The 23,237-nt window shown below is 58.7% G+C and carries 22 protein-coding genes and 2 tRNA genes; 4 read left to right on the top strand and 20 right to left on the bottom strand.

Annotation, left to right across the window (positions count from 1 at the left end; translation table 11 throughout):
- Positions 1-106: 106 nt before the first annotated feature.
- Positions 107-182: transfer RNA gene (locus ACR0KJ_RS07295), tRNA-Trp, on the top strand.
- Positions 183-664: 482 nt separating this feature from the next.
- On the opposite strand, the gene ACR0KJ_RS07290 is transcribed toward ACR0KJ_RS07295, so the two are convergent.
- From ACR0KJ_RS07290 to ACR0KJ_RS07280, 3 genes are all read right to left on the bottom strand, one after another.
- Complete coding sequence (locus tag ACR0KJ_RS07290; RefSeq protein WP_480626323.1) at positions 665-790, bottom strand: hypothetical protein; 126 nt, start codon at positions 788-790, stop codon at positions 665-667.
- Between the two features lie 27 nt (positions 791-817).
- Entirely contained in the window at positions 818-1,060 is a 243-nt protein-coding gene (locus tag ACR0KJ_RS07285) for a hypothetical protein (RefSeq protein ID WP_480626322.1), read from the bottom strand.
- A gap of 420 nt (positions 1,061-1,480) precedes the next feature.
- A complete protein-coding gene (locus ACR0KJ_RS07280) occupies positions 1,481-2,665 on the bottom strand; it encodes a hypothetical protein (protein ID WP_480582521.1) in 1,185 nt (394 codons plus the stop codon).
- A gap of 393 nt (positions 2,666-3,058) precedes the next feature.
- Here ACR0KJ_RS07280 and lptF point away from each other — a divergent pair, with 393 nt between their 5' ends.
- Positions 3,059-4,198, top strand: a complete 1,140-nt coding sequence (gene lptF, locus ACR0KJ_RS07275) for an LPS export ABC transporter permease LptF (RefSeq protein WP_480626321.1) — start codon at positions 3,059-3,061, stop codon at positions 4,196-4,198.
- Positions 4,199-4,200: 2 nt separating this feature from the next.
- Here the strand turns inward: lptF and ACR0KJ_RS07270 are convergent, their stop codons facing one another.
- Positions 4,201-5,028 (bottom strand): LysR family transcriptional regulator, encoded by an 828-nt coding sequence (locus ACR0KJ_RS07270; protein WP_170736377.1) that lies wholly within the window; start codon positions 5,026-5,028, stop codon positions 4,201-4,203.
- 100 nt (positions 5,029-5,128) lie between these two features.
- On the opposite strand from ACR0KJ_RS07270, the gene ACR0KJ_RS07265 reads away from it, so the two are divergent.
- Entirely contained in the window at positions 5,129-5,719 is a 591-nt protein-coding gene (locus ACR0KJ_RS07265; protein ID WP_170453136.1) for an HD domain-containing protein, read from the top strand.
- Here ACR0KJ_RS07265 and speB read toward each other — a convergent pair.
- From speB to ACR0KJ_RS07215, 10 genes are all read right to left on the bottom strand, one after another.
- The gene (speB, locus tag ACR0KJ_RS07260; RefSeq protein ID WP_480626320.1) at positions 5,716-6,558 is read right to left on the bottom strand and encodes an agmatinase; all 843 of its coding nucleotides are present in this window, start codon (positions 6,556-6,558) and stop codon (positions 5,716-5,718) included. The two genes, ACR0KJ_RS07265 and speB, sit on opposite strands and share 4 nt — an antisense overlap.
- Positions 6,555-7,724 carry a carboxynorspermidine decarboxylase gene (gene nspC / locus ACR0KJ_RS07255; RefSeq protein ID WP_480626319.1) on the bottom strand — a complete coding sequence of 390 codons (1,170 nt, stop codon included), beginning with the start codon at positions 7,722-7,724 and terminating at the stop codon, positions 6,555-6,557. Before nspC ends, speB begins: the two co-directional genes overlap by 4 nt.
- Positions 7,725-7,800: 76 nt before the next feature.
- Positions 7,801-9,012 (bottom strand): saccharopine dehydrogenase family protein, encoded by a 1,212-nt coding sequence (locus ACR0KJ_RS07250; protein ID WP_480626318.1) that lies wholly within the window; start codon positions 9,010-9,012, stop codon positions 7,801-7,803.
- A gap of 19 nt (positions 9,013-9,031) precedes the next feature.
- Positions 9,032-10,921, bottom strand: a complete 1,890-nt coding sequence (gene speA / locus ACR0KJ_RS07245; RefSeq protein WP_480626317.1) for a biosynthetic arginine decarboxylase — start codon at positions 10,919-10,921, stop codon at positions 9,032-9,034.
- Between the two features lie 100 nt (positions 10,922-11,021).
- Positions 11,022-12,107, bottom strand: coding sequence for a DUF1513 domain-containing protein (locus tag ACR0KJ_RS07240; protein WP_480626316.1), 1,086 nt, complete (start codon positions 12,105-12,107; stop codon positions 11,022-11,024).
- A gap of 3 nt (positions 12,108-12,110) precedes the next feature.
- Positions 12,111-13,124: an imelysin family protein gene (locus tag ACR0KJ_RS07235; RefSeq protein WP_480626315.1), complete on the bottom strand. Its 1,014-nt coding sequence runs from the start codon at positions 13,122-13,124 to the stop codon at positions 12,111-12,113.
- Position 13,125: 1 nt separating this feature from the next.
- Positions 13,126-14,688, bottom strand: coding sequence for a di-heme oxidoredictase family protein (locus ACR0KJ_RS07230; RefSeq protein ID WP_170622961.1), 1,563 nt, complete (start codon positions 14,686-14,688; stop codon positions 13,126-13,128).
- Positions 14,648-15,133, bottom strand: coding sequence for a bacterioferritin (gene bfr / locus ACR0KJ_RS07225; protein WP_170452473.1), 486 nt, complete (start codon positions 15,131-15,133; stop codon positions 14,648-14,650). Before bfr ends, ACR0KJ_RS07230 begins: the two co-directional genes overlap by 41 nt.
- Positions 15,081-15,374, bottom strand: a complete 294-nt coding sequence (locus ACR0KJ_RS07220) for a (2Fe-2S)-binding protein (protein WP_480626314.1) — start codon at positions 15,372-15,374, stop codon at positions 15,081-15,083. The genes bfr and ACR0KJ_RS07220 overlap by 53 nt, the downstream gene beginning before the upstream one ends.
- Positions 15,375-15,508: 134 nt before the next feature.
- On the bottom strand, positions 15,509-16,780 hold the full coding sequence (locus tag ACR0KJ_RS07215; RefSeq protein ID WP_480626313.1) for an imelysin family protein: 1,272 nt from the start codon (positions 16,778-16,780) through the stop codon (positions 15,509-15,511).
- Positions 16,781-17,050: 270 nt separating this feature from the next.
- Here ACR0KJ_RS07215 and ACR0KJ_RS07210 point away from each other — a divergent pair, with 270 nt between their 5' ends.
- The gene (locus ACR0KJ_RS07210) at positions 17,051-17,587 is read left to right on the top strand and encodes a ZrgA family zinc uptake protein (protein WP_480626312.1); all 537 of its coding nucleotides are present in this window, start codon (positions 17,051-17,053) and stop codon (positions 17,585-17,587) included.
- 71 nt (positions 17,588-17,658) lie between these two features.
- Here ACR0KJ_RS07210 and ACR0KJ_RS07205 read toward each other — a convergent pair.
- The 6 genes from ACR0KJ_RS07205 to ACR0KJ_RS07180 all read right to left on the bottom strand — a co-directional run bounded on the left by ACR0KJ_RS07205 (position 17,659) and on the right by ACR0KJ_RS07180 (position 22,812).
- Positions 17,659-17,735, bottom strand: a tRNA-Met gene (locus tag ACR0KJ_RS07205).
- Positions 17,736-17,808: 73 nt separating this feature from the next.
- Positions 17,809-18,795: an alpha/beta fold hydrolase gene (locus ACR0KJ_RS07200; RefSeq protein ID WP_480626311.1), complete on the bottom strand. Its 987-nt coding sequence runs from the start codon at positions 18,793-18,795 to the stop codon at positions 17,809-17,811.
- A gap of 4 nt (positions 18,796-18,799) precedes the next feature.
- Positions 18,800-20,269, bottom strand: coding sequence for a flavin-containing monooxygenase (locus tag ACR0KJ_RS07195; RefSeq protein WP_170452464.1), 1,470 nt, complete (start codon positions 20,267-20,269; stop codon positions 18,800-18,802).
- Between the two features lie 133 nt (positions 20,270-20,402).
- On the bottom strand, positions 20,403-20,642 hold the full coding sequence (locus tag ACR0KJ_RS07190) for a hypothetical protein (RefSeq protein ID WP_170632158.1): 240 nt from the start codon (positions 20,640-20,642) through the stop codon (positions 20,403-20,405).
- Between the two features lie 10 nt (positions 20,643-20,652).
- Positions 20,653-21,807 carry an aromatic ring-hydroxylating oxygenase subunit alpha gene (locus ACR0KJ_RS07185; protein WP_170452462.1) on the bottom strand — a complete coding sequence of 385 codons (1,155 nt, stop codon included), beginning with the start codon at positions 21,805-21,807 and terminating at the stop codon, positions 20,653-20,655.
- A gap of 99 nt (positions 21,808-21,906) precedes the next feature.
- Positions 21,907-22,812, bottom strand: coding sequence for a LysR substrate-binding domain-containing protein (locus ACR0KJ_RS07180; protein ID WP_480626310.1), 906 nt, complete (start codon positions 22,810-22,812; stop codon positions 21,907-21,909).
- Between the last annotated feature and the right edge of the window lie 425 nt (positions 22,813-23,237).

Below are 23,237 nucleotides of genomic sequence, written 5' to 3'. Positions count from 1 at the left end.
CAACTGCACGGCCCGCGCAACTTGTTTGTCAGATTGCGAAGTATGAGAGATTGTAAAAAAGCCTCTTGAGTCCGCCGCGCGGCTGGCCTATTTGGGGCCTCACCATAGGGGTATAGCTCAGTTGGTAGAGCGACGGTCTCCAAAACCGTAGGTCGCGGGTTCGAACCCTGCTGCCCCTGCCATTTCCAAACCAATCACGTAACTGTATCACCGCGCTCGTCACTGACCTCGGCGCGTTTTTTGTGCGTTTGAAAGAGCGTGTGAAGCAGGGTTCAAATCAAGCCCGGCATCGTTTCCACCTTATTAGGTGGTCGGCCAGGTTTCAGGGAGAACCTTTGCGGCCAGCGAGCAGGACCCAGCAAAATGCGGGGTTTGTACACGTCATTGCTGAAAGAGCTGGGCCACAACAACGGTAAGGACAAAGAAACTGCCATCACCATTTGGTCTGTAGGTCAGCGTAACATCCTGGGCTCTCGCTGTTAGTCCCTGTTGATTAGAGCGAAAGAGGGGTTGCAAACTTTGCCAACCCAGCGACAGCAATTGGGGTCGCAAATACTGATACCCCGGTGGGCGTAGTACATAGGCCATAGGTCGGCAAACAGGAAACTGCCTTAACGCGCCTGACGAGCGAATTTAGGGCCGGTGCGGCGAAATGCCGAGCAAATTAATCGGCCAGACCTTCTTTCTTGGCGTCAGCCTCAAGGTCTTTCCAGAATTTCAGCGTGGACTTGAAAGTGGATTCCAGTTCTTTTTCGACGGCCTGCGCCGGTTTCGGTGGCAGTTTGGCCAAGGCTTTTTTGACACGCTGTTTGGCCTTCTAAATTTGACCCACCCTCTGTTTGATCCGCGCCTTTACTTCCTTTTTTGCCTTTTCCACTTTTGCGTCGGACATTGCTTTTTGCACTTCCTCCAGCCCTTCTTCAGCGCACATTTCCACGACCGCTTGCTCTACTTCGGCATAGGCTTTTTTCTCGGGTGCTGGCGCTTGTTTCACGGACCATTTCGCTTTTGCTAGGGCCGTTTCGGCACGTTTCTTCGCTTTTTTCGCGCTGTGTTTCACGGCTGCCGGCTTTTTCTTTTTTCAGAATGCGTTGACCTTCTTTTGCGTTTGAGGATCAAGTTTAGGCATGGGTTACTCCATTGAACGGACTATGAAATTTGAGGTGGGCGCCAGGGCTTGAAATATCTGGGTATCGTTCAGGCGCGCCATATTTGAAATAATCTTAACTCGAGTCCGCATTCCGACAAAGGAACCAATTCACATAGGAAATACACGAAGGCTAGAGAGGCTGGGTGAGCCCTTGCCTAAACCTTGCTGTTGGGACGCAGGCCACGAGCAGCCTGCCACCGGATGGGGCGAGTTGCTTTCCTGCATTGAGGGAAGGGTGGGGCAAGATGTGCCGGGGGCCTAACCTTCGCGAACAGCACCTGCAACCACGTAAGGCACTGGTTTCGCTGAGTAGAGTTGCAGAAAGTCGCTCTAAAGCCGTTTGACGACTCTGTGGTACAACTTTTTCAATGGATGTCGCCGAAGGTTGGCAAGCTTTGTCTCCAACAAATTTGTCTTTCTTGTTTCTACCTCAAGGCGCTCTTCCAACTCCTTGCGACTCAACCTTGCATGCTTGGTGCCAGCTGGGTTCAATCCCCGGAAATCACGTCTTTTTTCATTTTCAACGTATCTAAAGAAGACGGCCATAATTCGCATTAGGGTTTGAGTTTCGTCTTCTTGGTTGTCCTGTTCTGCCGTTGGCTCGGTGAGTGGGCTTCCCTTGATTTGTTGATTAATAAGTGCCGTTTGTTTTGCAAATTTCTGATTGACGATAGCAATGTCATCCGGTGATGGACCATGACTAAATTCGAGTTCCGGGGAAGCCTCGATCAGACGATCCGCAATCAGCGGATAAGTTGCATGATCAAATACGCCGTTTATCATTCGAAGAAACTGACTTTCGCGTTCAGTTAACGATCGATTGACCCTGAGAGGGCTCACTGTTGGCCAGTTCCCAGGTGGTAGGTTCAGAACCTTTTCCAAGAAGAAGCTGCATATGTCGCGTTTGGCATCGTCGTAGTTAAAGACATCAAAGGTCAAACCCAATCTTTGGGCGGCTAAAATCTCTTCCATAGTTGCGCCCATAGTGTCTTCTGCGGCTTCAATAAACTGACGAAAGTCACCGGTAAATCGACCGCGTTTGATGCCTTGCTGCCAGCTTGAAAATAATAGCTCACTGTAGTTTCTGGCAAAAAACACGATGTGAGTTGCAAAGCCCAAGTTTTGCAACTCCAACGCAAATTCTTTCAAACGCTTGCTGTCAAAAGCCTGCAGGAATTCGCTTGAGATCAGGACATGCGGCTCATTCCTTTGAAACACCGCCAAATTTCGAGCGACAAAGTCGCCTACCGTTTCTCGAACAGCCTCTTTTCTTTTGAAGATACTTGTTTCTTCGATGTCTTTTGCCAGGACGGAACCCAGGGGCGTACCGTTGCCGCCTGTGGCCTTTCCCTTGATAGCATCGGTCAAATCGACCAGAGGTGGATAGTAGATTCCCGCTTGAGATAGCTCTTCAGTGTGTCGGGCAAAAAACGTCTGAAGTGCGGACGTGCCTGTTTTGGCGTGCCCCACGTGCAAATAGACTATCTTCTTATTAGCTTCTTCCTGATTTGCCACGTCGCCCTCTGCTATGTGTTGAACCTTGTTCCCACGTGGAAATTTGGCCCTGCTTCTTATTTTGCCACCAATCGCGCGACCGAACCGCGTTTTCATGGCATTGCCGACAATCAGATACCTGACCAAGAATTCAACTTTGTTTAAACAGCGTCACAGTTGGAAAGCCAAGCCAGTGAGGGCTGCCGCCGTTGGCTAGCCTCAGATCGGCCACTTGGCTACTGCTACATGTTACAAGTCTATTGGTAAGCCCGAAGCGTGCAGATTGGCTGCCTGCCGCTGTCACTTCCCCTAAACAGGTATCTTGGGCGCGGGCGTTCATCGCGCGGAACCCGGTTTCCTCTGGCGGATGAATGGCCTAATGTCCCGGCAGAACAGAAACCGGAAAGAGGGCCCATGTCGCGTTTCGATGGATATTTCCTGCGGCAATTGCTGATTCTGTTCGGCTTTTTCACTCTGGTCCTTGTCGGGGTCTTCTGGATTACCCGGTCTGTCAGCCTGTTTGACAGCGTGATCAGCGGCGGGCAGTCGGCCATGGTGTTTCTGGAATTCACTGCGCTGACCTTGCCAACTCTGATCCGCACCGTGATGCCAATGGCGGTGTTTGCGGCGGCGGTGTACGTCACCAACCGTCTGAGCCGGGAAAGCGAGCTGACGGTGATGCTGGCGACCGGGTCCAGCCCCTGGCGGCTGGCGCGGGCGGTGGTTCTGTTCGGCTTGATCACAGGCTTGATGATGGCGGTGATCAGTGTGTTTCTGCGCCCGGCCTCGGTCGAACAGCTTGAGATCAGACAAGCCGAGGTTGCAGGCGACGTGACCGCTCAGTTGCTGAACGAAGGCGAGTTCCTGCATCCGGCCGAGAATGTGACCGTCTATATCGGGCGCATCGATCTTGACGGCACGCTGAAAGAGGTTTTTGTCTCGGACCGGCGCGATCCGGACAATGCGGTCAGCTATTCCAGCGCGACCGCCTATCTGGTCAACAACAGCGCGGGCATCCATCTGGTCATGGTGGACGGGGTCGCACTGCGCCTGAACCAAGAGGGTCGGACCCTGTCATCGACTCTGTTTCAGGATGCGTCCTACGACATCTCGGACCTTACGCGATCCGGTGGCATGACTCGCCGCAGCCTCGAGGCGATTTCAACCGCCGAGCTGATTTATGACATGAAGTCGGTGGAAGAGGCCGAACGGCACAGCCGGGGCCATCTGGTCGAAGAGTTGCACCAGCGATTCTCATGGATTGCCATTTGCATAGCGGTGTCGCTGGCAGGGTATTCGACCCTGATGCTGGGCAGCTTTTCCCGCTTTGGCCTTTGGCCCCAGATTCTGGGCGCCTTTACTATCCTGGTCCTGCTCGAAGGGGTTCGAGGTTTCGTGTCACCAGTTGTCATCGATGATCCAAGGCTGTGGGGTCTGCTTTACGTTCCCGCTGTTATCGGAGTGATCGTGTCGGCGCTGTTCCTGCTGATCGCGGGCAGGCCTTTGTTGCGCAAGCGGGCACGGGACGGGACGCCATTGCCCTCGCCAGCCTGAGATCACTGGCGGAGGTCAGACAGGCATTGCAGGATGTTCTCGACCTCTTCATTGTCCGCGCGCACCACCAGATACACCGGCAGCATCAAATCGCGCGCGCCCGTCACGCGCAATAACTCGCCCGAGTTCAAATGCTGCGTGATGACATAGTCGGGGAAATATCCATAGCCGCCGCGCTGTAGAAGATAGCGCAGGGCCATCAGGCAATTGCCCAGAAATATCGTCTGCCCGGATGCGCGGCGCGCGGTGGATCTGACGTGATCCTGATAGGCCTCGCCCAGTTCTATGTTGACGAAAACCTGATCGGATTCCGTGTTCGTCTTGCTTTCAACCAGACACAGGCGTTCTGGCGGAAGTTCGTGACAGATCACGCGCCGGTCCACGGGTCTTTCGTGGGTCAGGGCGGCATCCAGAACATGGGTTGCAACCGCATCGACCATGTTCAGGTCGTGGTCATAGTTCAAGGTCAGCAGCAATTGCCCGAACCGCTGTTCGAAGCGCACGGCCAAATCCACCAGCAACGGGTCCCACACGCTGAGTTGGGCACCAAGGCGCAGCGCCAGCCGGTTGTGAACCTGATCGGGCAGATCATTGGCTGCAAAGGACCACAGGGACAACATCTGCTCGGCATAGGGTTTGAACTGACGGCCATACTCGGTCAAAGCCGTCCCTCCGGCCCCGCGCGAGAACAGGGGTTTGCCCGCCGCCTCTTCAAGCGCGCGTATCCGGGCGCTGACGGCGGTTTGTGTGACGTTCAGCTTGCGGGCGGCAGCGTGAAATCCGCCGGTCTCTGCCACACATAGAAAAGTTTCCAGAGCTTTGGTTTGCATATAGAAAGTATTTTTTGATCAATCCGATAAAATCAATTCATTTTTTTGGATGGTCAGCGTGCAGTATTCTGATGCCAACACGCAAGCCAAAGGACATGTCATGCTGGACAAAAGCCACAAACCCACCTGGACCAGTTTCGAAGAGGCGACCAAAGCCGACTGGGACGCCGTGATGGAGTATGAAGAGGCGTATAATGCGGCCCTGCCGGATCGGATCCTGGATGCAATCCGGTCGCTGGACGAGGACTGGACGCCCTATCCGGTGAACCGTTATCAGCACAGCCTGCAAGCCGCGACACGCGCTTATGAGGATGGGGCGGATGAAGAACTGGTGGTTGCCGCGCTGATCCATGACACGGGCGATATTCTGTCGCCGTACAACCACGGAGAGCTGTCAGCGGCGATGATGAAGCCCTATGTCAGCGAGAAAACCTATTGGATTCTCAAACATCATTGCGTGTTCCAAGGGTACTATTACAACCATCACCTTGGCGGCGACCGCAACGCGCGCGACAGGTATCGCGACAGCCCCTATTGGGAGGACTGCCGCCATTTCTGCCATGAATACGATCAGAAAGCGTTCGACCCGGACTATCCGACCAAACCGCTGGAATTCTTTGAACCCATGCTGCGCCGTGTCCTGAACAAGGGCGAAGGGCACATGGAACTGAACGAAACGGCCGAGGGTTAACAGGCCGCCATCAGGCGATAGACGATCTGTGCGGCGGTAAAGTCCCAGGCGGCATTGCCGTCCGGGGCCAGTTCGACCACGTCGAAGCCCACGCATTTGCGCCCCTTCAAGGCGTGCTCGACCAGCCGCAGCGCCTGATAATAGCCCAGGCCACCGGGAACGGGCGTACCCGTTGCGGGCATCTGTGACGGGTCCAGCCCATCCACGTCAAAGCTGACATAGACCAGTTCGGGGAAATCCTCGGGCAGGTCCACGGCATGGATATTGCCGGTGACCAGTTCCTCGGCATCCACGTGGAAGACGTGGTTTTTCAGGCGGCTTTGCGCCTCTTCGGTGGAAAAGGCGCGCACGCCGAACTGGGCTAGCCGGATGCCTTCTTCGGCCAATAGATGCATGACCGAGGCGTGGGAATGTTTTTCACCCTGATAGGCGTTGCGCAGGTCGGCATGGGCGTCGATCTGGACGATGCCGATGGGCTGGTTCAGCGCCCGCGCCACCCCCATCACCGCGCCGTAGCTGAGCGAATGCTCGCCGCCCAGCGTCACCGGCACTTTGCCTGCACGAATGGCGGATTCGGTGCGCTGGGCGATGCGTTCCATGATTTCGGACAGGGCGGCGTCGCAATCGACGGGCTCTTCGCTAAAGATGCCCTCGACGCAGGGTTCGGCGTGGCCGGTGATGCGTTCCAGCTCGCTGCTGGCCTCGATGATCGCTTCGGGGCCTTTGGCGGTGCCCGAGCCGTATGAAACGGTGCGTTCCAGCGGCACCGGGATCACGCGGAAACGGGCGTCTTCGCTGCGCTCGGATGCGGTCAGTTCACTGTCGAGGAAAATGCTCATGAGAGGCGGTCCTTAAAGTCGTCATAGCCGAACTGTTTGATGATCTTCAGCGCATCCGTTTCGCTGTTCCATAGGGCGATGGTCGGCAGGGGAACACCGTTGAAGGTGTTTGTTTTGACCATCGAGTAATGCGCCTGATCGAGGAAGGCGAAACGCTGGCCGATCTCCAGCGGTTTGTCCCATGTGTAATCGCCGATCACGTCGCCCGCCAGACAGGACGGACCCCCGAGGCGGTAGGTATGGCCAGCCTCGGCCTCGTCCATCAGGGCGGGGCGATAGGGGGCTTCGATCACGTCGGGCATATGGCATGTGGCCGAAATATCGGTGATTGCAAGGTTCATGCCATTGGTGGGCAGGTCGAGGATTTCACCTACCAGTATGCCCGCGTCCAGCGCGACGGCCTCACCGGGTTCGAGATAGAAGTCGATGTTGTGTTTTGCCCGGATCGCCTTGATGAAAGCGACCAGCCCGTCGCGGTCATAGTCATCGCGGGTAATATGATGGCCGCCACCGAAGTTCAGCCATTTGAGCTGGTCCATGAACGGGGCGAGTTTGGGTTCGACGGCGGCCCATGTGCGCTGTAACGGCTCGAAGCCCTGTTCGCAGAGGGTGTGCATATGCAGGCCGTCGACTCCTTGCAGCGTCTCAGAGGTCATTTGGCTGACCGGCGTCCCAAGGCGCGAGCAGGGGGCGCAGGGGTCGTATTTGGGGATCTCGCCTTCGGAATGTTCCGGGTTGATGCGCAGGCCCACCTGCACATTGGCGGCTTGGGCTTTGGTGAGAAAGCGGTCCTTCTGGGCCGGGCTGTTGAAGATGATGTGGTCGGACAGCGACAGGATTTCATCCATGTCGGCGTCTTTGTACCCGGCGCAGAAGGTGGCGACCTCACCGCCATATTCTTCGCGGCCCAGACGTGCCTCGAATATGCCGCTGGCGCAGGTGCCGCCGAGATGCTGACGCACCAGCGGGGCCAGCGAGAACATCGAAAACGCCTTGAGCGCGCTGAGGACATGCGCGCCGGACCGTGCGCCGATATCGGCGAGGATGGTCAGGTTGCGTTCGACCGCCCTTTCATCGACCACGAAGCAGGGCGTGGGGACGCGGGCGAGGTCGAAATTGCGGAAGGCGCCGGCGTCTCCGGCTTGTGTGGTCATCATGTCGGACATAACCGGCGTCTCCTGAATTGGAGAGGCCGGGGGGCCAGCCCCCCGGACCCCCCGGAGTATTTAGGAAAAGGTGAAGTTAAAATTCGACCGGGCCGTCAAGCTCGTGGACCTGCCAGGGCAGACCGTGTTCGTTCAGCATGTCCATGAAGTTGTCCGGGTCCAGCTGTTCCATGTTCCACACGCCGGGTTCGCGCCAGTTGCCTTTCAGCACCTGAGCGGCACCGATCATTGCGGGGACGCCGGTGGTGTAGCTGACGGCCTGACTGCCGACCTCGGCATAGCATTCTTCGTGGTCGCAGATGTTGTAGATGTAGTAGGTATTCTCGCCCGAGCCGTCCTTGGCCTGACCTGTGGCGATGTCGCCGATGCAGGCCTTGCCCTTGGTTTCCGCGCCCAGATCGCCGGGATCGGGCAGCAGGGTTTTCAGGAACTGGATCGGGATGATTTCCTTGCCGTCATGCATTACCGGGTCGATGCGGGTCATGCCGACATTTTCCAGCACCTTGGCATGGGTGATATAGGCGTCGCCGAAGGTCATCCAGAAGCGGGCGCGCTCGATCTCGGGGAAGTGGGTGCTGAGCGATTCCAGTTCCTCGTGATACATCAGGTACATATTCTTGGGGCCGATGGCGGGGAAGTCGAATTCGACCTTGTGGGTCATGGCGGGGGAGTGTTTCCACTCGCCATTTTCCCAGTGGCGCACTTCGGCCAGCACTTCGCGCAGGTTGATCTCGGGGTTGAAATTGGTGGCAAACTCCTGATCGTTGCTGCCGCCATTGGCGTCCAGAACGTCGATCTGGCGGATGGTGTCCAGCTTGTGTTTCTTCAGCCATTTGGCAAAGACCGAGGTCACGCCCGGATCGAAGCCCGAACCGAGGATGGCGGTCAGGCCAGCCTCTTTGAACCGTTCCTGATAGGCCCATTGCCAGTGGTATTCAAACTTGGCCTCATCCTCGGGCTCGTAGTTCGCTGTGTCGAGGTAGTGGATACCTGCCTCAAGACACGCGTCCATCAGCACCAGATCCTGATAGGGCAGGGCGAGGTTCACGAGGATTTCCGCGCCGGTTTCCTTGATCAGCTTGACCGTGTCCTCGACCTTGTAGGCGTCGAGCTCGGCGGTTTTGATCTCCACGCCGACGCGATCCTTGACGGCTGCGGCGATGGCGTCGCATTTCGATTTCGTCCGGCTGACCAGAGTGATTTCGGTGAAGATGTCCGAATTCATCGCCATCTTGTGCACGGCAGCGTGGGATACGCCGCCTGCGCCGACAACCAGTGTTTTGCCCATGGTGTCCTCTCCTCTCGGGTTATTCGTAATAGGTGTAGCCGTTGATGCTGTCGCGGTAGGCGGCCATCAGGGTTTTGCGGTCTTTGGCCATCAGAGTACCGGTCGAGATCGCCTCGTCCACCATTTTGCGGAAGGCGGCGACGCAGTCCTGCGGGTCGAACTCGACATAGGACAGGACTTGACTGATGGTGTCGCCCTCTTGTTCGTGCAGCAGGTCGAAACCGCCATCGGCGCGCAGGTCGATGGTGACGACATTGGTGTCGCCGAACAGGTTGTGCAGATCGCCCAGTGTTTCCTGATAGGCGCCGACAAAGAAGACGCCCATACAATATTCGCCATCCTCGGGCAGGGAATGCACCGGCAGGCTGGGCGAGACACCGTCGGCCAGAATGAAACGGTCGATCTTGCCGTCGCTGTCGCAGGTGATGTCGGACAGGACCGCGCGGCGGTCGGGGGTGTCGTTCAGCCCTTGCAGTGGCACGATCGGGTGCAGCTGATCGATGGCCCAGACGTCAGGCAGGGATTGAAACAGCGAGAAGTTGCAGTGGTAGATATCGGCCACTTTCTCAAGCTGGTCGTCTACATCCGTGTCCAGCTCGTCGCTTGCCGCCAGCGCCTTGAGGCGGGCCATCAGCGACAGATAGATGCGTTCGGCGCGGGCCATCTGGCGCAGGTCGACATAGCCGCGTCTGAACAGCGCGCGCAGTTCATTGCGATAGAAATTGGCGTCATTCCAGCATTCCTGCAGCCGGTCGCTGGACAGGTAGCCATGCACGGCGGCAAGGTCCGAGACCATGTGATGGTCGTCGGGTTCAACCTCGGGGCCGTTGGGGGCGTCATAAAGCGTGCTTTCCAGCACGTTGAACACCAGCATCGAGGATGTCGCAACCACCGCGCGGCCGCTTTCGGTGACCAGCGTGGGGTGGGGCACCTCGGCCTCGTCCAGCGCATAGGCAACGGTTTCGACGACGTTGGCGCAATATTCCTCGACCGTGTAGTTGATCGAGTTTTCGGCGGCCTTTTTCTCGCCTGTATAGTCCACGCCCATGCCGCCGCCGAGGTCCAGATGGGTCAGCGGCACGCCCTCGCGGGTCAGTTCGGTGTAATAGCGGCAGGCTTCGCCGACGGCGCGGCGCACGTCGTTGACGTCCTGCACCTGAGAGCCCAGATGCGAGTGCTGCAGTTTCAGGCAATGCAGCAGCCCGGCCTCTTTCAGCTTGTCCACGGTGGCCACCAACTGGTCGGTGTTCATGCCAAAGGCGGATCGGTCGCCCGAGCTTTCCCCCCATTTGCCGCTGATCTGGTTGGTCAATTTCACCCGCGCGCCCAGCAGCGGTTCGATGCCCAACTCGTTATAGACCTCGATCACGGTATCGGCCTCTTTCGGGCTTTCCAGCACGATCACCGTATTGAAGCCGATCTTGCGGCTGAGGATGGCAAGCTGGATGAACTCGGCATCCTTGACGCCGTTGCAGACGATCAGCGCGTCGCGCGACAGCCGATGCGCCAGGGCAATCACCAGTTCGGGTTTCGACCCGGCCTCGAGCCCGTAGTCGTATGTCTTGCCGAATTCGACGATCCGGTCGACCACCTGCGCCTGCTGGTTCACCTTGATCGGGAACACGCCGCGATACGCCCCTTGGTAGCCGGTGCGGGCAATCGCATCGCGGAAGCTTTCGTTCAGATGCGCGATCTCGTGTTCCAGATAGGATGTCACGCGCAGCAGCATCGGGGCCTTGATGCCGCGGTCGTCCAGATCGGTCAGGATGCCGGGCAGGCTGATCGCCTCGGCCTCGGGGGCCATCGGATTGCGCAGACCGATCTCGCCCGCCTCCGTCACCTCGATGAGGCCCTTGCCCCATTTCTCAACCCCGTAGATGGAATGCGGTGCGTCGGGCGTGTGTTTCAATCAAGTCAGTCCTTAACGTAGGGTGCCGGTTTCGCGCCCGCCAATACGGCAGCAGTTTGATTCTTCCAAGTGTAAACTATGTGACGGGGATTGCCGAATTTTATGCGAAACTGCGGATCGGGATCAGATGGTTGTCCCATTGGCAATCAGACCGGGTCAGGATCTGTGTCCGCGGCCCGTCCAGCGTGCCGACAAGGCCGGTTCCTGTAGTGAAGACCAAACCGTTCGGACCAGACCCAAGACCGCAGACATCGTTCAAGGCGAAGGCGTCTAGGAAGGTTGCGGTCTGCACATCGAACCGGTGCAAAGCGTTGCCGCGCGGGCAGGTGATGGCGATGGCCGTCCCATCGGCTGAAAACGCTATACTGCCTGCATATCCCTGTAACCGGCTTTGATCCGCTTCGGGGGCCGATAGCAGCGTCGCAGCTTCACCCCGGCGGTGCAGACCCACCAGCGGAGGATGCTCGGACGCACTGCCCTGCCATTGCATCGCAAAACCGACAAGCCCGTCATCGCGTACGGCCAGATGCCGGATCGAGTTCTTGTGCATGGCGCGCGGCAGTTCCACCTGTTCCAGCAGTGTTCCGGACAGATCGAGGTAACTCAGATTCGGGCGCATCACCGGCAGGTTCAGTTTGGTGCGTCCGGTGTCCGGATGGGTTTCGATCCCGCCATTGGCGATCACCAGCGACTGCCCGTCTGGCATCAGTCGCATGTCATGGGGGCCAACGCCGCCAGACGAGAACTCACCCAGACGTTCAAAACTGTCCGCGTCCCAGATGCTAACTTTTCCGGTACCGGCTTCATAGTCGTTTTCGGTGGCAAAGAAGTGCATGCCATCGGCCGAAAACGTGCCATGCCCGTAGAAATGTCGCCCCTCCGGGGCTTCAAGCCGGGCCAGTTCCGTGCCGTTGGCGCAATCGATCACAACGGCGAAGGTTCCGGGGCGGCGCGCGAAGGCGACAGCCTGCGCTTTGTTCGGACGTGCGGCGGCGGCGTGGCCGCGCGCGGGCAGGGGCAGGGCGAACAGGATATCTCCTTCGGCGGTCAACCCCGCCAGACGGAATGAACCGTCGGGGAACAGCCCTGCAGCCAGATAGTCTGGCGCGCCAACGGATGCCCATCCCCGGATCGGGGTGATGCTCGCCGCCGCCAACCCGGCAAGAAAACGCCTGCGACTGGTCAAGGCTCAGTCCCCGTCCAATGAGTTGAAGCCTGCGCTGATCCCAAGTGTCGGGCCAAGTTCGGTTGAGGCGATGGCGCGGATGTCGGTGATGGATTGTTGCAGGGCTTCGATCCGAAACCGCGCCGCAGGGTCCGCCACGCCGGCCAATGCCGGGTCATCAATCGATTGTGCAGTGTCTATCGCGCGGGCGAAGGCGGCGTCCAGATCCGCGGCGACCTCGGGGTGATCAGAGGACAACCGCGCCGCCAAATCGCGCAGCGCGATCAGCGACAGTTCCACATGCCGCAAGGATCGTTCAGAGCGTCGCGCCTCGGCTCGTTTGGGGCGCGGGCGGTCGAATGTTCCGAGCGGTCGCCCCAGCCGTGTTGCTGCGGTGAACTCAAGACCGGTCGAGAGCGCTTTGAACAACTCCTGCAGTGCCTCATCCTGCGTCCCATAGCGACTGTTGACGCCGGGTTGGGTCAGGCTGGGGGCGTAGGTCTGCCAGTCATCGGCCATCGCGCGGGCATTGGCGTCAATATCCGCTGTGATCACCTGAATCAGGGCGCAGCGGTAAGCAGCACTGCCCTGATCGGCAAACGCAGGGTCAAACAGCATCCGCTCCAAAGCAAAGAACCCACGCCCAGCCACCGAGGTTTCGGCGTAGACCTCAACGCTTTCAACGGCCGCGTCTTCGGCGGTGATATGCTGCGACAGGGCCTTGGAGGTAAACCCTTTGGTGTCGGGCCAGAAGGCCATGGCAAAAGCACGGTCATCCACCTCGGTCGGTCCAAAGCGTAAATGGCTGAGGGAAATCCAGCTGTCGAAAGACGCGCCATAGGCCGCGCGCAGGGCGGGTGAGGTTGGTTCGCAGTCCTGCTGTGCAGTCTCGGCCAGCGCGTCGGCGGTATCCGCCAGTTCGGCGAACCGGGGCAGGATATGCGACTGGGTCGCATCCAGCAGGATTGCGGAACGATCCTGTGCCAAAGCGCTAACCGGTAGCATCAGTGATGCGGCGATGAGGGGCAGTATGCGCATGTCAAAGGCTCTCAAGGAAACGGATCAGGGCGTCCCGGTCGGCCTTGGGCATTGAGACGACGGCATGGCGCGCCGCCTGCGCCTCGCCCCCGTGCCACAGGATCGCCTCCAGCAGATTGCGGGCGCGCCCGTCATGCAGGAATTGCGTGTGGCCCGAGACTCGTTCGGTCAGGCCAACGCCCCACAGCGGAGGCGTGCGCCATTCGCGACCGGTTGCGCGGGCTTCGGGGCGGTTGTCGGCCAGACCTTCGCCCATGTCGTGCAGCAGCAGGTCGGTATAGGGCCAGATCAACTGAAAACTCTGTTCGGGCCGGTCGTCCATGCGGTGTGTCACATGGGACGGCGTGTGGCATGCGGTGCAGCCCGTGGTGTAGAACACCTCTTTGCCGCGCAGAACCTCAGGGTTATCTACGTCGCGGCGGCCGGGCACGCCCAGATTGCGGCTGTAGAAGGCCACAAGATCCATGCCGATCTGATCGATCTCAAACCCGCGCGTGTCATCATCGCCATGCGGCGCGTCCGTGCAGGTGATCTGCGCGTCGGTACAATCCCCGTGCGGGGCCGGGAACAGTGGGCTTGAGATGCCGATATCCCCGGCAAAGGCCGCCGCTGACTGCTCCATGATCGTTGGCATGCCCGCCTTGTGCCCAAACCGGCCCATCATGGGGACATCGTATTCTGCCGACCAGACGATGTTCGCCCGGCCCGAGATCCCATCGCCATCCGAATCTTCGGGGTCGGCTTTGGCCAGAAGATCAGCGACCGGGATCGCCTCCAGCAAACCAAGGCCGATCATCTGCGGCGCGACGCGGGGGCTGAGCATCGCATCCGGGTGCAACGGACCATAGCCCAGATCGGCGGCCCGATAGGTCGGGCGGCGCAACGACACGATTTCGCCGTCCGACAGCGCGACCGGGACCTCTTCGTAAGTGATGTCCAACTGGTATTCCGCCGGGTGTCCGGCCAGCGCGAAGTCTTGCATCTGGCCACCATATGTCGGCTCTGGCAGGGTCGCGATATAATCCTCGATCTCGGGAAAGCCGTCGTTTGGGCCGCCCGGTATGGAGACTCGCAGGAACATAGACACCGCATTGTCATCCGGCCCGTTCGGCGTGTGCCCGCGCCCGTCCTTGATGTGACACCGCTGGCAGGACCGCGCGTTGTAAAGCGGACCCAACCCGTCAGATGCCAGCGTCGATGACGGCGACGACACCCAGATTTTCTTGAACAGCCCGTTGCCGACCTTGAAATCAAGCTCTTGCTCAAAGCTTAGGTTGCCCGAGGGTTGGGAAAACGCATCCGCATCGTTGCGCACGCGAACCGTTGCGGCCCCGGCGGGCAGGTCTTCGAACCGCTGCGGCACGCTGAAGTCCTGCGGCGGTGCAGTGACCGCCTCAACGCGGGCGCGTTCGTCATCGGTGCGGGGGGTGATGTTCAGGTGAAGGTCCTGCAGGGGAAGGTTTTGGGTTTCAGCAGGCAGGGCCGGGGTGGCCGCCAGGGCGGCCACTGACAGGGCAAAAAGACTATTCGCCTTCGTCCATTTTCGATGCGTTGAGTTGCGCATAATTGGCTTCGCCGATCCTTTCGTACAGGTCGAGCTGCGTTTCCAGGAAGTCGATATGGCCTTCCTCATCTGCGATCAATCCTTCGAACAGCGTCATAGAGACGTAGTCCCCGGCTTCCCTACAATAGTCGCGCGCTTCGGCATAAAGGGCGCGAGCGTCCAGTTCGGCGGCCAGATCACACTCCAACGTTTCCTTAGGGTTCTGCCCAATCCGCAGCGGGTCCAGCTTTTGCAGGTTCGGGTGACCTTCCAGAAAAATGATGCGTTCAATCAGCTTGTCCGCGTGCCCCATCTCCTCGATGCTTTCTTCGCGGCTTTTCTTGGCCATATGGCCAAGGCCCCAATCTTCCTGAAGCCTGTAGTGTAGCCAATACTGGCTGACCGCGGTCAGTTCATGCCGCAGGGATTTGTTGAGATATTCTATAACCTTGGGATCGCCCTTCATCAGCTTTCTCCTGTGATACTCCGCTGCGTAACGCGCAGAGTTGCATGGGGACTTCCAGATTATCGCTTGAACGCATTGTGTCTAGGAAAAGCGGCATGCACCCGCCGCAATCCGCCGACTTTCCCAGGGCGTGGTAGATTTTACCCGGAGTGATGATGGCCCGCGAATCCGCCGCGCGCATCCAGTCAATCGCGGCGCGGATGTCGTGGTCAGAGATGTTGGTGCAGTGGCATACGATCATGGCGAATCGAGGTTCTTTAGATTTCCTACTTAAATAGTAAGTTATTTGTTTCAGGTCCAGCGCGCTTTCATACGTCTTCGTAACCAGACCGGTCGGAACCGAGGTGTCACCCCGTTTCCGACCGAGGGGGCCGTTTAGTGGAAAACCGCGTCGGGGTTGTCCAGGCTGTCCGAACCTTCGAACTCGATGTTTTCAAGCTCAAGCGCTGTGACGATGCGTTCGATGGTCTTGGTCTGGTCGATCAGGCCGTTGACGCCGCCCGTGATCAGCGCCTCGCCACCGGCATTGCCGCGTTCCAGCATCTGGTCATAGGCAAATCCGGCCTCGGCGGTCGATTTCATCACGCCAAGCGCCAGCATCGTGTTTGCCAGCTTGGTTTTCATTTCCGCGTCCAGCGCAGGGTCGCTTGCGATCACCAGTTCCGACAGCGACGCGCCGTTAACCGGAGTACCGTCGATACGGGTATAGCTGCCCAGATAGACGTTCTGGATGCCAACTCCGTTATAGTAGTGGTCGTTATGGGTGTTGTCGGCAAAGCACGAATGCTCTTCTTCGGGATCGTTCAACATCACGCCCAATCGCATGCGTTCACCTGCGGTTTCCCCATATGACAGCGAACCCATGCCGGTCAGGATTGCACTGATGCCAGCGTCTTCGTTCTGGGTCAGAGCGGCGCGGGCTGCTCCACCTTCGGCCCACTGTGCCGCCATCCATTCCAGATCGCCGACCAGCAGATCGGTGGCAGCGCTCAGATATTGCGCGCGGCGGTCGCAGTTGCCGTTGGTGCAGTCATCGCCCTGCGCATAGTCGGTGGCCGGACGGTTGCCCGCGCCCGGGCCGTGGCCGTTCAGGTCCTGACCCCACAAAAGGAACTCGATGGCGTGGTAGCCGGTGGCGACGTTTGCCTCGACCCCATCGGCCTCGTGCAGCGTGTCGGCCAGCAGCTCCGGCGTGATCCGGGACGCGTCAACAGTGCTACCCGACAGATCAAAGCTGGGGTTGGCGATGACGTTCAGAACGGCGAACTCGTTTTCGTCGCTGGGCCCACCGTAAGAGGCGTCAACATAGTCGATCAGCCCCTCGTCCAGCGGCCATGCGTTCACCTTGCCTTCCCAGTCATCGACGATGGCATTCCCAAAGCGATAGACCTCGGTCTGCTGATAGGGAACACGCGCCGCCAGCCAGGCCGCACGGGCGGCGTTCAGCGTGGCATCCGACGGATCGGTGATCAAAGCGTTAACGGCTGCTTGCAGCGATTTTGCCGCGATCAGGCTGTCGTCATATTTGGCTTCGGCGATGTCGGCATAGGTGTTCAGAACATCGGCTTTTGCGGGCGCATCACCGGCCAAAGCGGTGGTTGCGGCACAAAGTGTCAAAGCGCTGGCAGCGGTCAATAATCTGGTCATGAGGTTTCAGTCTTTCCTGTCAGAAACGGCTAAGTGGGCGAGTGGCCACATGGAGTTATGCATCAATAACTGAGTGAATAAGTCAGATTTGTCAACCTGAGTTTTATAGTCGGAAATAAAGCCGGGCAAGGTAGCAATCACCCGCTTATTCCCCATATCTGGCGAGGCCTGAACGCCGGGCTTGCGTTGCGCAACAGGGGATTCGGGCTAAACTGATCGGTGTGATTCTATTTTGGTGGTACTTGGTTAATGAAATGCGCGGTTTTGGCATTGTCCCTTTTGCCGGCGGCTGTCACGGCCCAGGCAACGCAGCTGGAAAGCCAGCCTGAACGTGGGACCGGACGGTTAGCCATTCAATTTTCGGGTGCCGAGTTTGCACTGTCTCTGGCAGTTCCCAGCGCGGATATTGTCGAGTTCGAGCGGCCTGCCGCCTCGGATGAGGACCGCGCCATGGTTGCGGTGGCAATTTCGGACCTGTCTAAACCATTGGAGTTGTTCGTACTTCCGAAAGAAGCCGGGTGTTTTACTGCTTCGGCCAATGTGGCCCTGACATCTGATACGCAAGGCGAGCCAACTCAGGCGATCGGAACCGAAACAAGCCCATCCGAGACCCCCGAATTGTCCGAGTTTCAGGCCGATTACGTGATCCAATGTCAGAGCATCGAGGCGCTGAACACAATCGAATTCGCCTATTTTGATCGGTTCGAAGCAACTCAGAAGTTTCAGGTCAGTGTCGAGCGGTCTGATGGGCTACACACATTCGACGTCACCCGCGCCACGCCACTGGTGGACCTGTCGGGGCTTTAGCAACAATCCCAGCGCTCAACGCCCAATGAGCCCGCCAAGGGGACATTCAAACCATCTGTTGTCGGGAATTTTGGTAGCGGAGGAGGGACTTGAACCCCCGACACGCGGATTATGATTCCGCTGCTCTAACCAACTGAGCTACTCCGCCATGAGTGAGAGGCGATTTAAGGGAGCCGCTGGGGAGGGTCAAGGGGGAAAAGACCGGATCACAGCGGATTCTTTCAGATCGTTTGCGAGTTTTCGTCCCTGCCGGAATTCGATGTGTCCGCAGCGGATTGAATGACCCTGCGGATGAAATCTGCGCACTGGTCCGGAACCGTGATCGGCGTCATGTGGCCCAAACCGTCAACCTCTTCGTAGAACAACCCAAACTCCGTCATCGGAGGTCCGTGCAGCGCCGGAGACAGGATCGTGTCCTGCGCGCCGTAGAACACGCCGCCCGGGGTTCGCAGTTCGGGGTAGCGGGCGCTTTGGGCTGCGATGCTGTCATCCACGCCGACAAGATCCTGCGAGGCGGTGACGAAGGCTGACGGTCTTAACCCCAATGCGCCGCCTGCGCGGCTTAGAAAATCGTCCGGCACCGGTTCCGGGTCAAAGGCGAAATGCAGGGAATGGGGGGCCGTTTTGGCGGCAATCGGAACCGCCAGCGTGTTGCCCACCAGATTGCGTATCCATTCCGAACGGATTTCCAGCGATTTGAAGATCACTGGCGGTGCGGGCATCTTGTGGGTCAGGGGTGCCAGCAGGGCAAGGGCTGCCACCCGGTTCGGGTAATCCAGCGCGATGGCCAGTGACAGCGCGCCGCCCAGGGAATGCCCCACCAGCACCGCGTCGGATATGCCTTTGACTTCAAGAAATTCGTTGATCATCCGGGCCTGTTCCGGCAGCCGCCCGACCTCGGGCGCTTCGCGGGTCGAGTAGCCACATCCGGGGCGATCCAGGGCGATGACGTGATATTCATCGGCCAGCGCGTCGACCAAAGCATAGGTGAAATGCTGCAACTGCCCCGCCAGTCCATGGATCATGACAATGGTCTGCGCCTCGGGGTTGCCTTTTTCAACATAGTGAATGCTGCCCCCGGTGACAGGAACGATCTGCCCCAACTGCGGAACAGTTTTGAACCCCTCGTTGGTCAGATGCCGGGTCCAGAGGTGCATGACCAGCAGGACGGCCGCTAAAAGGGCGATTAGGATCAGCACAATTGTCATCTCATCAATCTCCTGCCGCGTCAGGCGCGGGCCCGTAGTGTTCCATTCCTGACCGGGCCATACGCTTTTGGAATTCTGCGACGGTTCCGGGCCACAGCGTCGTGTTGCGCCCCTTGGCATCCAGATACCAGGACGTGCAACCGCCGGATTTCCAGACACCGTCTGCGTGGCGGTCCTGCATTTCTTTGGTGAACGCCTCTTGTTTCTCGGCATGCGGCGTGATGGCGTCCAGCCCTTGATCCGCCATCGCGCTCAGCACTTCGCCAATATGGCTGACCTGCGCTTCGATCATCAGCACGACCGAGTTGTGGCCAAGCCCGGTATGTGGCCCGAGCAGAATGAAGAAATTCGGGAAACCCGCGACGGCGGTGCCCAGATTGGCCTGCATCCCGTCCGACCACGCCTGCCTCAGCGTCAACCCGTCCAGGCCGGTAATGTCCAGACGTTCGGCAATGTCGGTGACGTGAAAGCCGGTGCCCCAGACCAGAATGTCGGCCTGCGTCTCGGACCCATCGGTCGCAAGTATCTTGTCGCCGTCGATGGATGCCACGCCCGACGGGATAACGTGAACATTGTCACGTGTCAGGGTGGGGTACCAGTCGTTGGAACTGAGGATGCGCTTGCAACCGATCTGATAGTCCGGGGTCAGTTTCTCGCGCTCGGCCGGATCGGATATGGCACCGTGCAGCGATTTGCGCCACATGTTCATCGCATACGCCACCATGAGCTTTTCGCCCCGGAACACGCGGTGGCGAAACTCGAAAAAGGCGAAAATCAACCCGCGTCTGATCCGGGCCAGCAAGGGGACGCGCCGGTACAGCCGCCGGACCCAGGGCGCAATTGGACCGTCCGGGCGCGGCAGGACATAGGGCGCGCTGCGTTGGAAGACCGTCACCTGTTTCGCGGTCTTTGCGATTTCGGGCACAAACTGAATGGCCGATGCCCCGGTTCCGACAACAGCTACGCTCGCGCCGGTCATGTCAATGTCGTGGTCCCATTCCGCCGAATGGAAGCTGGGACCGGGGAAGCTGTCGGCGCCGGGAATGGCCGGAATGCTTGGAATATGCAGCGCGCCGATTGCGGACACCAGAAACCGTGCCGTCCAGGTCTGGCCGCTTTCGCTTTCGACATGCCAGTGATCCCCGTCCCATCTGGCGAATTTCAGGCGTTGGTTGAACTGGCACAGATCGTACAGTCCTTCATCCCGCGCGACGTTCTGCAGGTAAGCCTGTATTTCCGCACCGCCCGCATAAGACTGGCTCCAGTCCGGATTCGGATGCGTTGCCATGGAATACAGGTGCGAGGGCACATCGCAGGCAACACCGGGATAGGTGTTCTCGCGCCAGGTGCCGCCGATGTCATCGGCCTTTTCAAGAATGATGATGTCGCGAATGCCGCGTTTTCGGGCCTCCAGCGCCATGGTCAACCCGGCGAACCCCGCGCCGACGATCAGCATCTGTGTCTTTTGCGTCAAAACCTTGCCTCCCGGCACAACCATATGGAGATAACCCAAAGATAGGAAGGGGTGTGGTTTTGAGAAGCAAGTTATCGGGAATAAAAGTAAATCAGTGGGTGCTTGCGCTGTGAACAATTGGCACGTGTGCGTGTCACAGGTTCAGCCGATCGGCCCGCCCGTGTTGCACCAGTCGCAGGTTCAGCTCATCCGCCTCGGGTGCGCCGTGTTCCAGCGCAAAGACAAAGGCGTGGGTCAGGTAGAAACAGGCGGCGTCAATGTCGCCTGCCTCCTCGCGTTCATCTGCGGCCATGGTGTAGTATCGGACAAGGCCCGCGTGATCGTTGCCGGCGTGCGCGGCAAGAAGCAAATCGTCAAGCGCGGCCCTGTCCATGCCCAACGGCCTATTCTGACCGTCCATTTTCAATCTGTGTCGCGACCCAATGGTGGAAATTATGCGTGGGGCCGTCCATCGCGGGTGAAAAGCGGCCACCGTCGAACAGCATACCGTGACGCCCCTTTTGCATCCCTTCGACGACAAAGACATCCTCTTCGAACACGGTTTTCCAAAGCTGCGCGTTTGATGCCCGCAGACCGTCATGCTGGGGTGTCTCAGCCTCGCTTTTGGCATAGTAGAGCTCGATATGCTCGACGGTGTTTTCCTGATCCACCGGTTCCAGCACGATGGCAAAGCTGTGATCGCGCTGAACGCCCAACAGCACGTTGGGATACAGCGCCACATATTCCGCGCCCTCATCCCATTTGTCGCTAAGGCCTTCGAAATCCGGCAGGGTCGCACCGTCTTGATCTGTCAGTTGCCGGTAGACCAGCGTGCCCTGACCCGAGTAATGCCCGCGCTTTTCGATATTGTAGTGGTCCTCCAGCCGGGAATAGCTGTTCAGGCCGGGATGCACCCAGGGCAGGTGATAGCTTTCGCAGTAATTCTCGACCGCCAGCTTCCAGTTGGTTTTCACCTCCAGCTTGAAGGAGGATTCGTCGCCGCCGTGAAACAGCGGGGTTTCGAACTCTTTCCAACGTTCCAGCAGCTCGCCGTGGGCGTCTTCGAAAGAGGGCGCATTGCCGTCGACATTCACAAAGATCACATCGCGCCAGACATGCGAGCGGATACGGACCAGCCCGAGGTCTTCGTTCTTGACGTCTTCGTGCTTGTTCTGGCCGGGGCCGCCGACATGAGGGGTCGCACGCAGCTCACCCTTCAGGCTGTAGCACCAGCTGTGATAGGGGCAGCGGATGGCCCCGCCGATTTTCTTTGGCGCGTCCACAAGGATCATGCCCCGGTGGCGGCAGGTGTTTTGAAACACGCCAACCTCGCCATCGCGATCCCGGACGATAAGCAGCGGCATTCCCAGAAAATCGACCGGCTTGGCATCACCGATTTCAGGCACGTCCTTGCCGAACCCGATGCCTGACCAATTCGCGTACAGGACAGATTTCCGTTCTTCCGCGAACATGGCCGGATCGACGTAATGTTCATTCGGCAGACCATTGGCTGTGTTCACATCGGTCAGAACCGACGAGAGCGGGCTGTGCTTGTTCATCGAACTCTCCTGCGGTTGGGAATTGCCTTTCAGTTTCCTATTGGCGGACAGGTTGGGGGGACATCAATATCAGAAAAGCTCATCAATGGATGAGTTGAACTAAACCGAACCATCGCGCACCTCATCGATGATCCAATTTTTCAGGGCTCGGGCGTCGTCGGACAATTCCTCATCCGGGCGTCCGACAAGGTAAAACTGGTTCGGCGCTTCCAGAAAATGTGATCCGATCGGCACCAGTTTGCCGGATTGCAGCATCGGTTGAATCAAGCGTTTCCACCCCAGGGCCAGACCCGCCCCCTTGCGGGCCATCTGCAATGCGACCGAATAGCTGTTGACCCGCGTTTCCATTGTGATCCGGTCTGTATGGCCGAGTTGACGAAACCAGTCGGGCCAGGTTGTCCAAGTGTTGTCTTCGGAATCAAGATGTATCAGCCGCTGTTGCGCAAGGGTTCTTAGCCCGGTGCCCGCCAACTGTTCGGCAAGTTCGGGGCTGCCGACCGGCATCAGGTGATCCCGAAACAGCGGCGTGTGATCCAAGTTGGGATCACCATCGCGCCCGTAGCGGATAAAAAAGTCCAGATCGGATCGATCCTTGAACGGGCGATCCTGCGAGATCTGGTCGATGCTTACTTCGGGCATGTCACGCCAGAACCGGATCACAGATGGCGACAGCCACAAGGCCGCGACTGAGGTGGTCGATCCGACCGTGACCTTACCGCCATATGACCGATCCCGGATGGTCGAAAGTGATTTCGAGATGCGCCCGAAGGATGATGACAGCGCCTCGTACAGGGCCTTGCCGTCATCCGTCAGGGCGACGCTGCGGTGTTTGCGCTGAAACAGCGGTGCCTCCAGATAGGCCTCCAACGCCTTGATCTGATGGCTGACCGCGCCGGGTGTCACCGAAAGCTCTTCGGCGGCGTTTTTGAAGCTGAGATGGCGGGCGGCCGCCTCAAAAGCCGACAGGGTTGTCAGGGGCGGCAGTTTGTAGTGGCGACGGGACATAGGGACCTGGCTGGCTTCGGGTTAGTCTTGCTCGTGCGACTATGAAAATTTTTATCGTTGAACGCCAGCATTTGATGCATTGAGAATGCGCCAAATTCTGATGTTTGCGAATTTGGAGTCGTCAATCCCCCCCGAACGGGTCGGTTTTAGTGAGCCGCTGTGGCGAAGGGCGCTTTAAACAGCCGACCTAAGAAATGTCATGTCCCACACGTTGTCAGCAACGCGTTTTGGGCCCGGCCCGAGATGTCCGCGCCCGTCAGGCTGGCTGACCAAGGCAAAGGACCAAAAGCGAAAAGCCCGGCAAAAGACGCAAAACCGGCGCCCACCGAGGACACCCGCGCAATCACAGGAATGCGGACGCGAAACGCGCACTAACGAAGAAAACAAGATGAGAGGGCACTGCGCTTGCAAAAGCTCTCCGGATA

This window comes from Ruegeria sp. AD6, from assembly GCF_056542325.1.
This window is presented reverse-complemented; position numbering and strand designations above follow the sequence as displayed.

Coding starts and splice junctions, on each gene's coding strand:
- ACR0KJ_RS07230 (WP_170622961.1), bottom strand. CDS start 14,688: ATGCGCAACTCAACGCATCGAAAATGGACGAAGGCGAATAGTCTTTTT.
- speB (WP_480626320.1), bottom strand. CDS start 6,558: ATGAGCATTTTCCTCGACAGTGAACTGACCGCATCCGAGCGCAGCGAA.
- nspC (WP_480626319.1), bottom strand. CDS start 7,724: ATGTCCGACATGATGACCACACAAGCCGGAGACGCCGGCGCCTTCCGC.
- ACR0KJ_RS07185 (WP_170452462.1), bottom strand. CDS start 21,807: ATGAACAAGCACAGCCCGCTCTCGTCGGTTCTGACCGATGTGAACACA.
- ACR0KJ_RS07180 (WP_480626310.1), bottom strand. CDS start 22,812: ATGTCCCGTCGCCACTACAAACTGCCGCCCCTGACAACCCTGTCGGCT.
- ACR0KJ_RS07220 (WP_480626314.1), bottom strand. CDS start 15,374: ATGATCGTATGCCACTGCACCAACATCTCTGACCACGACATCCGCGCC.
- ACR0KJ_RS07265 (WP_170453136.1), top strand. CDS start 5,129: ATGCTGGACAAAAGCCACAAACCCACCTGGACCAGTTTCGAAGAGGCG.
- ACR0KJ_RS07250 (WP_480626318.1), bottom strand. CDS start 9,012: ATGGGCAAAACACTGGTTGTCGGCGCAGGCGGCGTATCCCACGCTGCC.
- ACR0KJ_RS07270 (WP_170736377.1), bottom strand. CDS start 5,028: ATGCAAACCAAAGCTCTGGAAACTTTTCTATGTGTGGCAGAGACCGGC.
- ACR0KJ_RS07215 (WP_480626313.1), bottom strand. CDS start 16,780: ATGACCAGATTATTGACCGCTGCCAGCGCTTTGACACTTTGTGCCGCA.
- ACR0KJ_RS07235 (WP_480626315.1), bottom strand. CDS start 13,124: ATGCGCATACTGCCCCTCATCGCCGCATCACTGATGCTACCGGTTAGC.
- lptF (WP_480626321.1), top strand. CDS start 3,059: ATGTCGCGTTTCGATGGATATTTCCTGCGGCAATTGCTGATTCTGTTC.
- ACR0KJ_RS07200 (WP_480626311.1), bottom strand. CDS start 18,795: ATGACAATTGTGCTGATCCTAATCGCCCTTTTAGCGGCCGTCCTGCTG.
- ACR0KJ_RS07190 (WP_170632158.1), bottom strand. CDS start 20,642: ATGGACAGGGCCGCGCTTGACGATTTGCTTCTTGCCGCGCACGCCGGC.
- bfr (WP_170452473.1), bottom strand. CDS start 15,133: ATGAAGGGCGATCCCAAGGTTATAGAATATCTCAACAAATCCCTGCGG.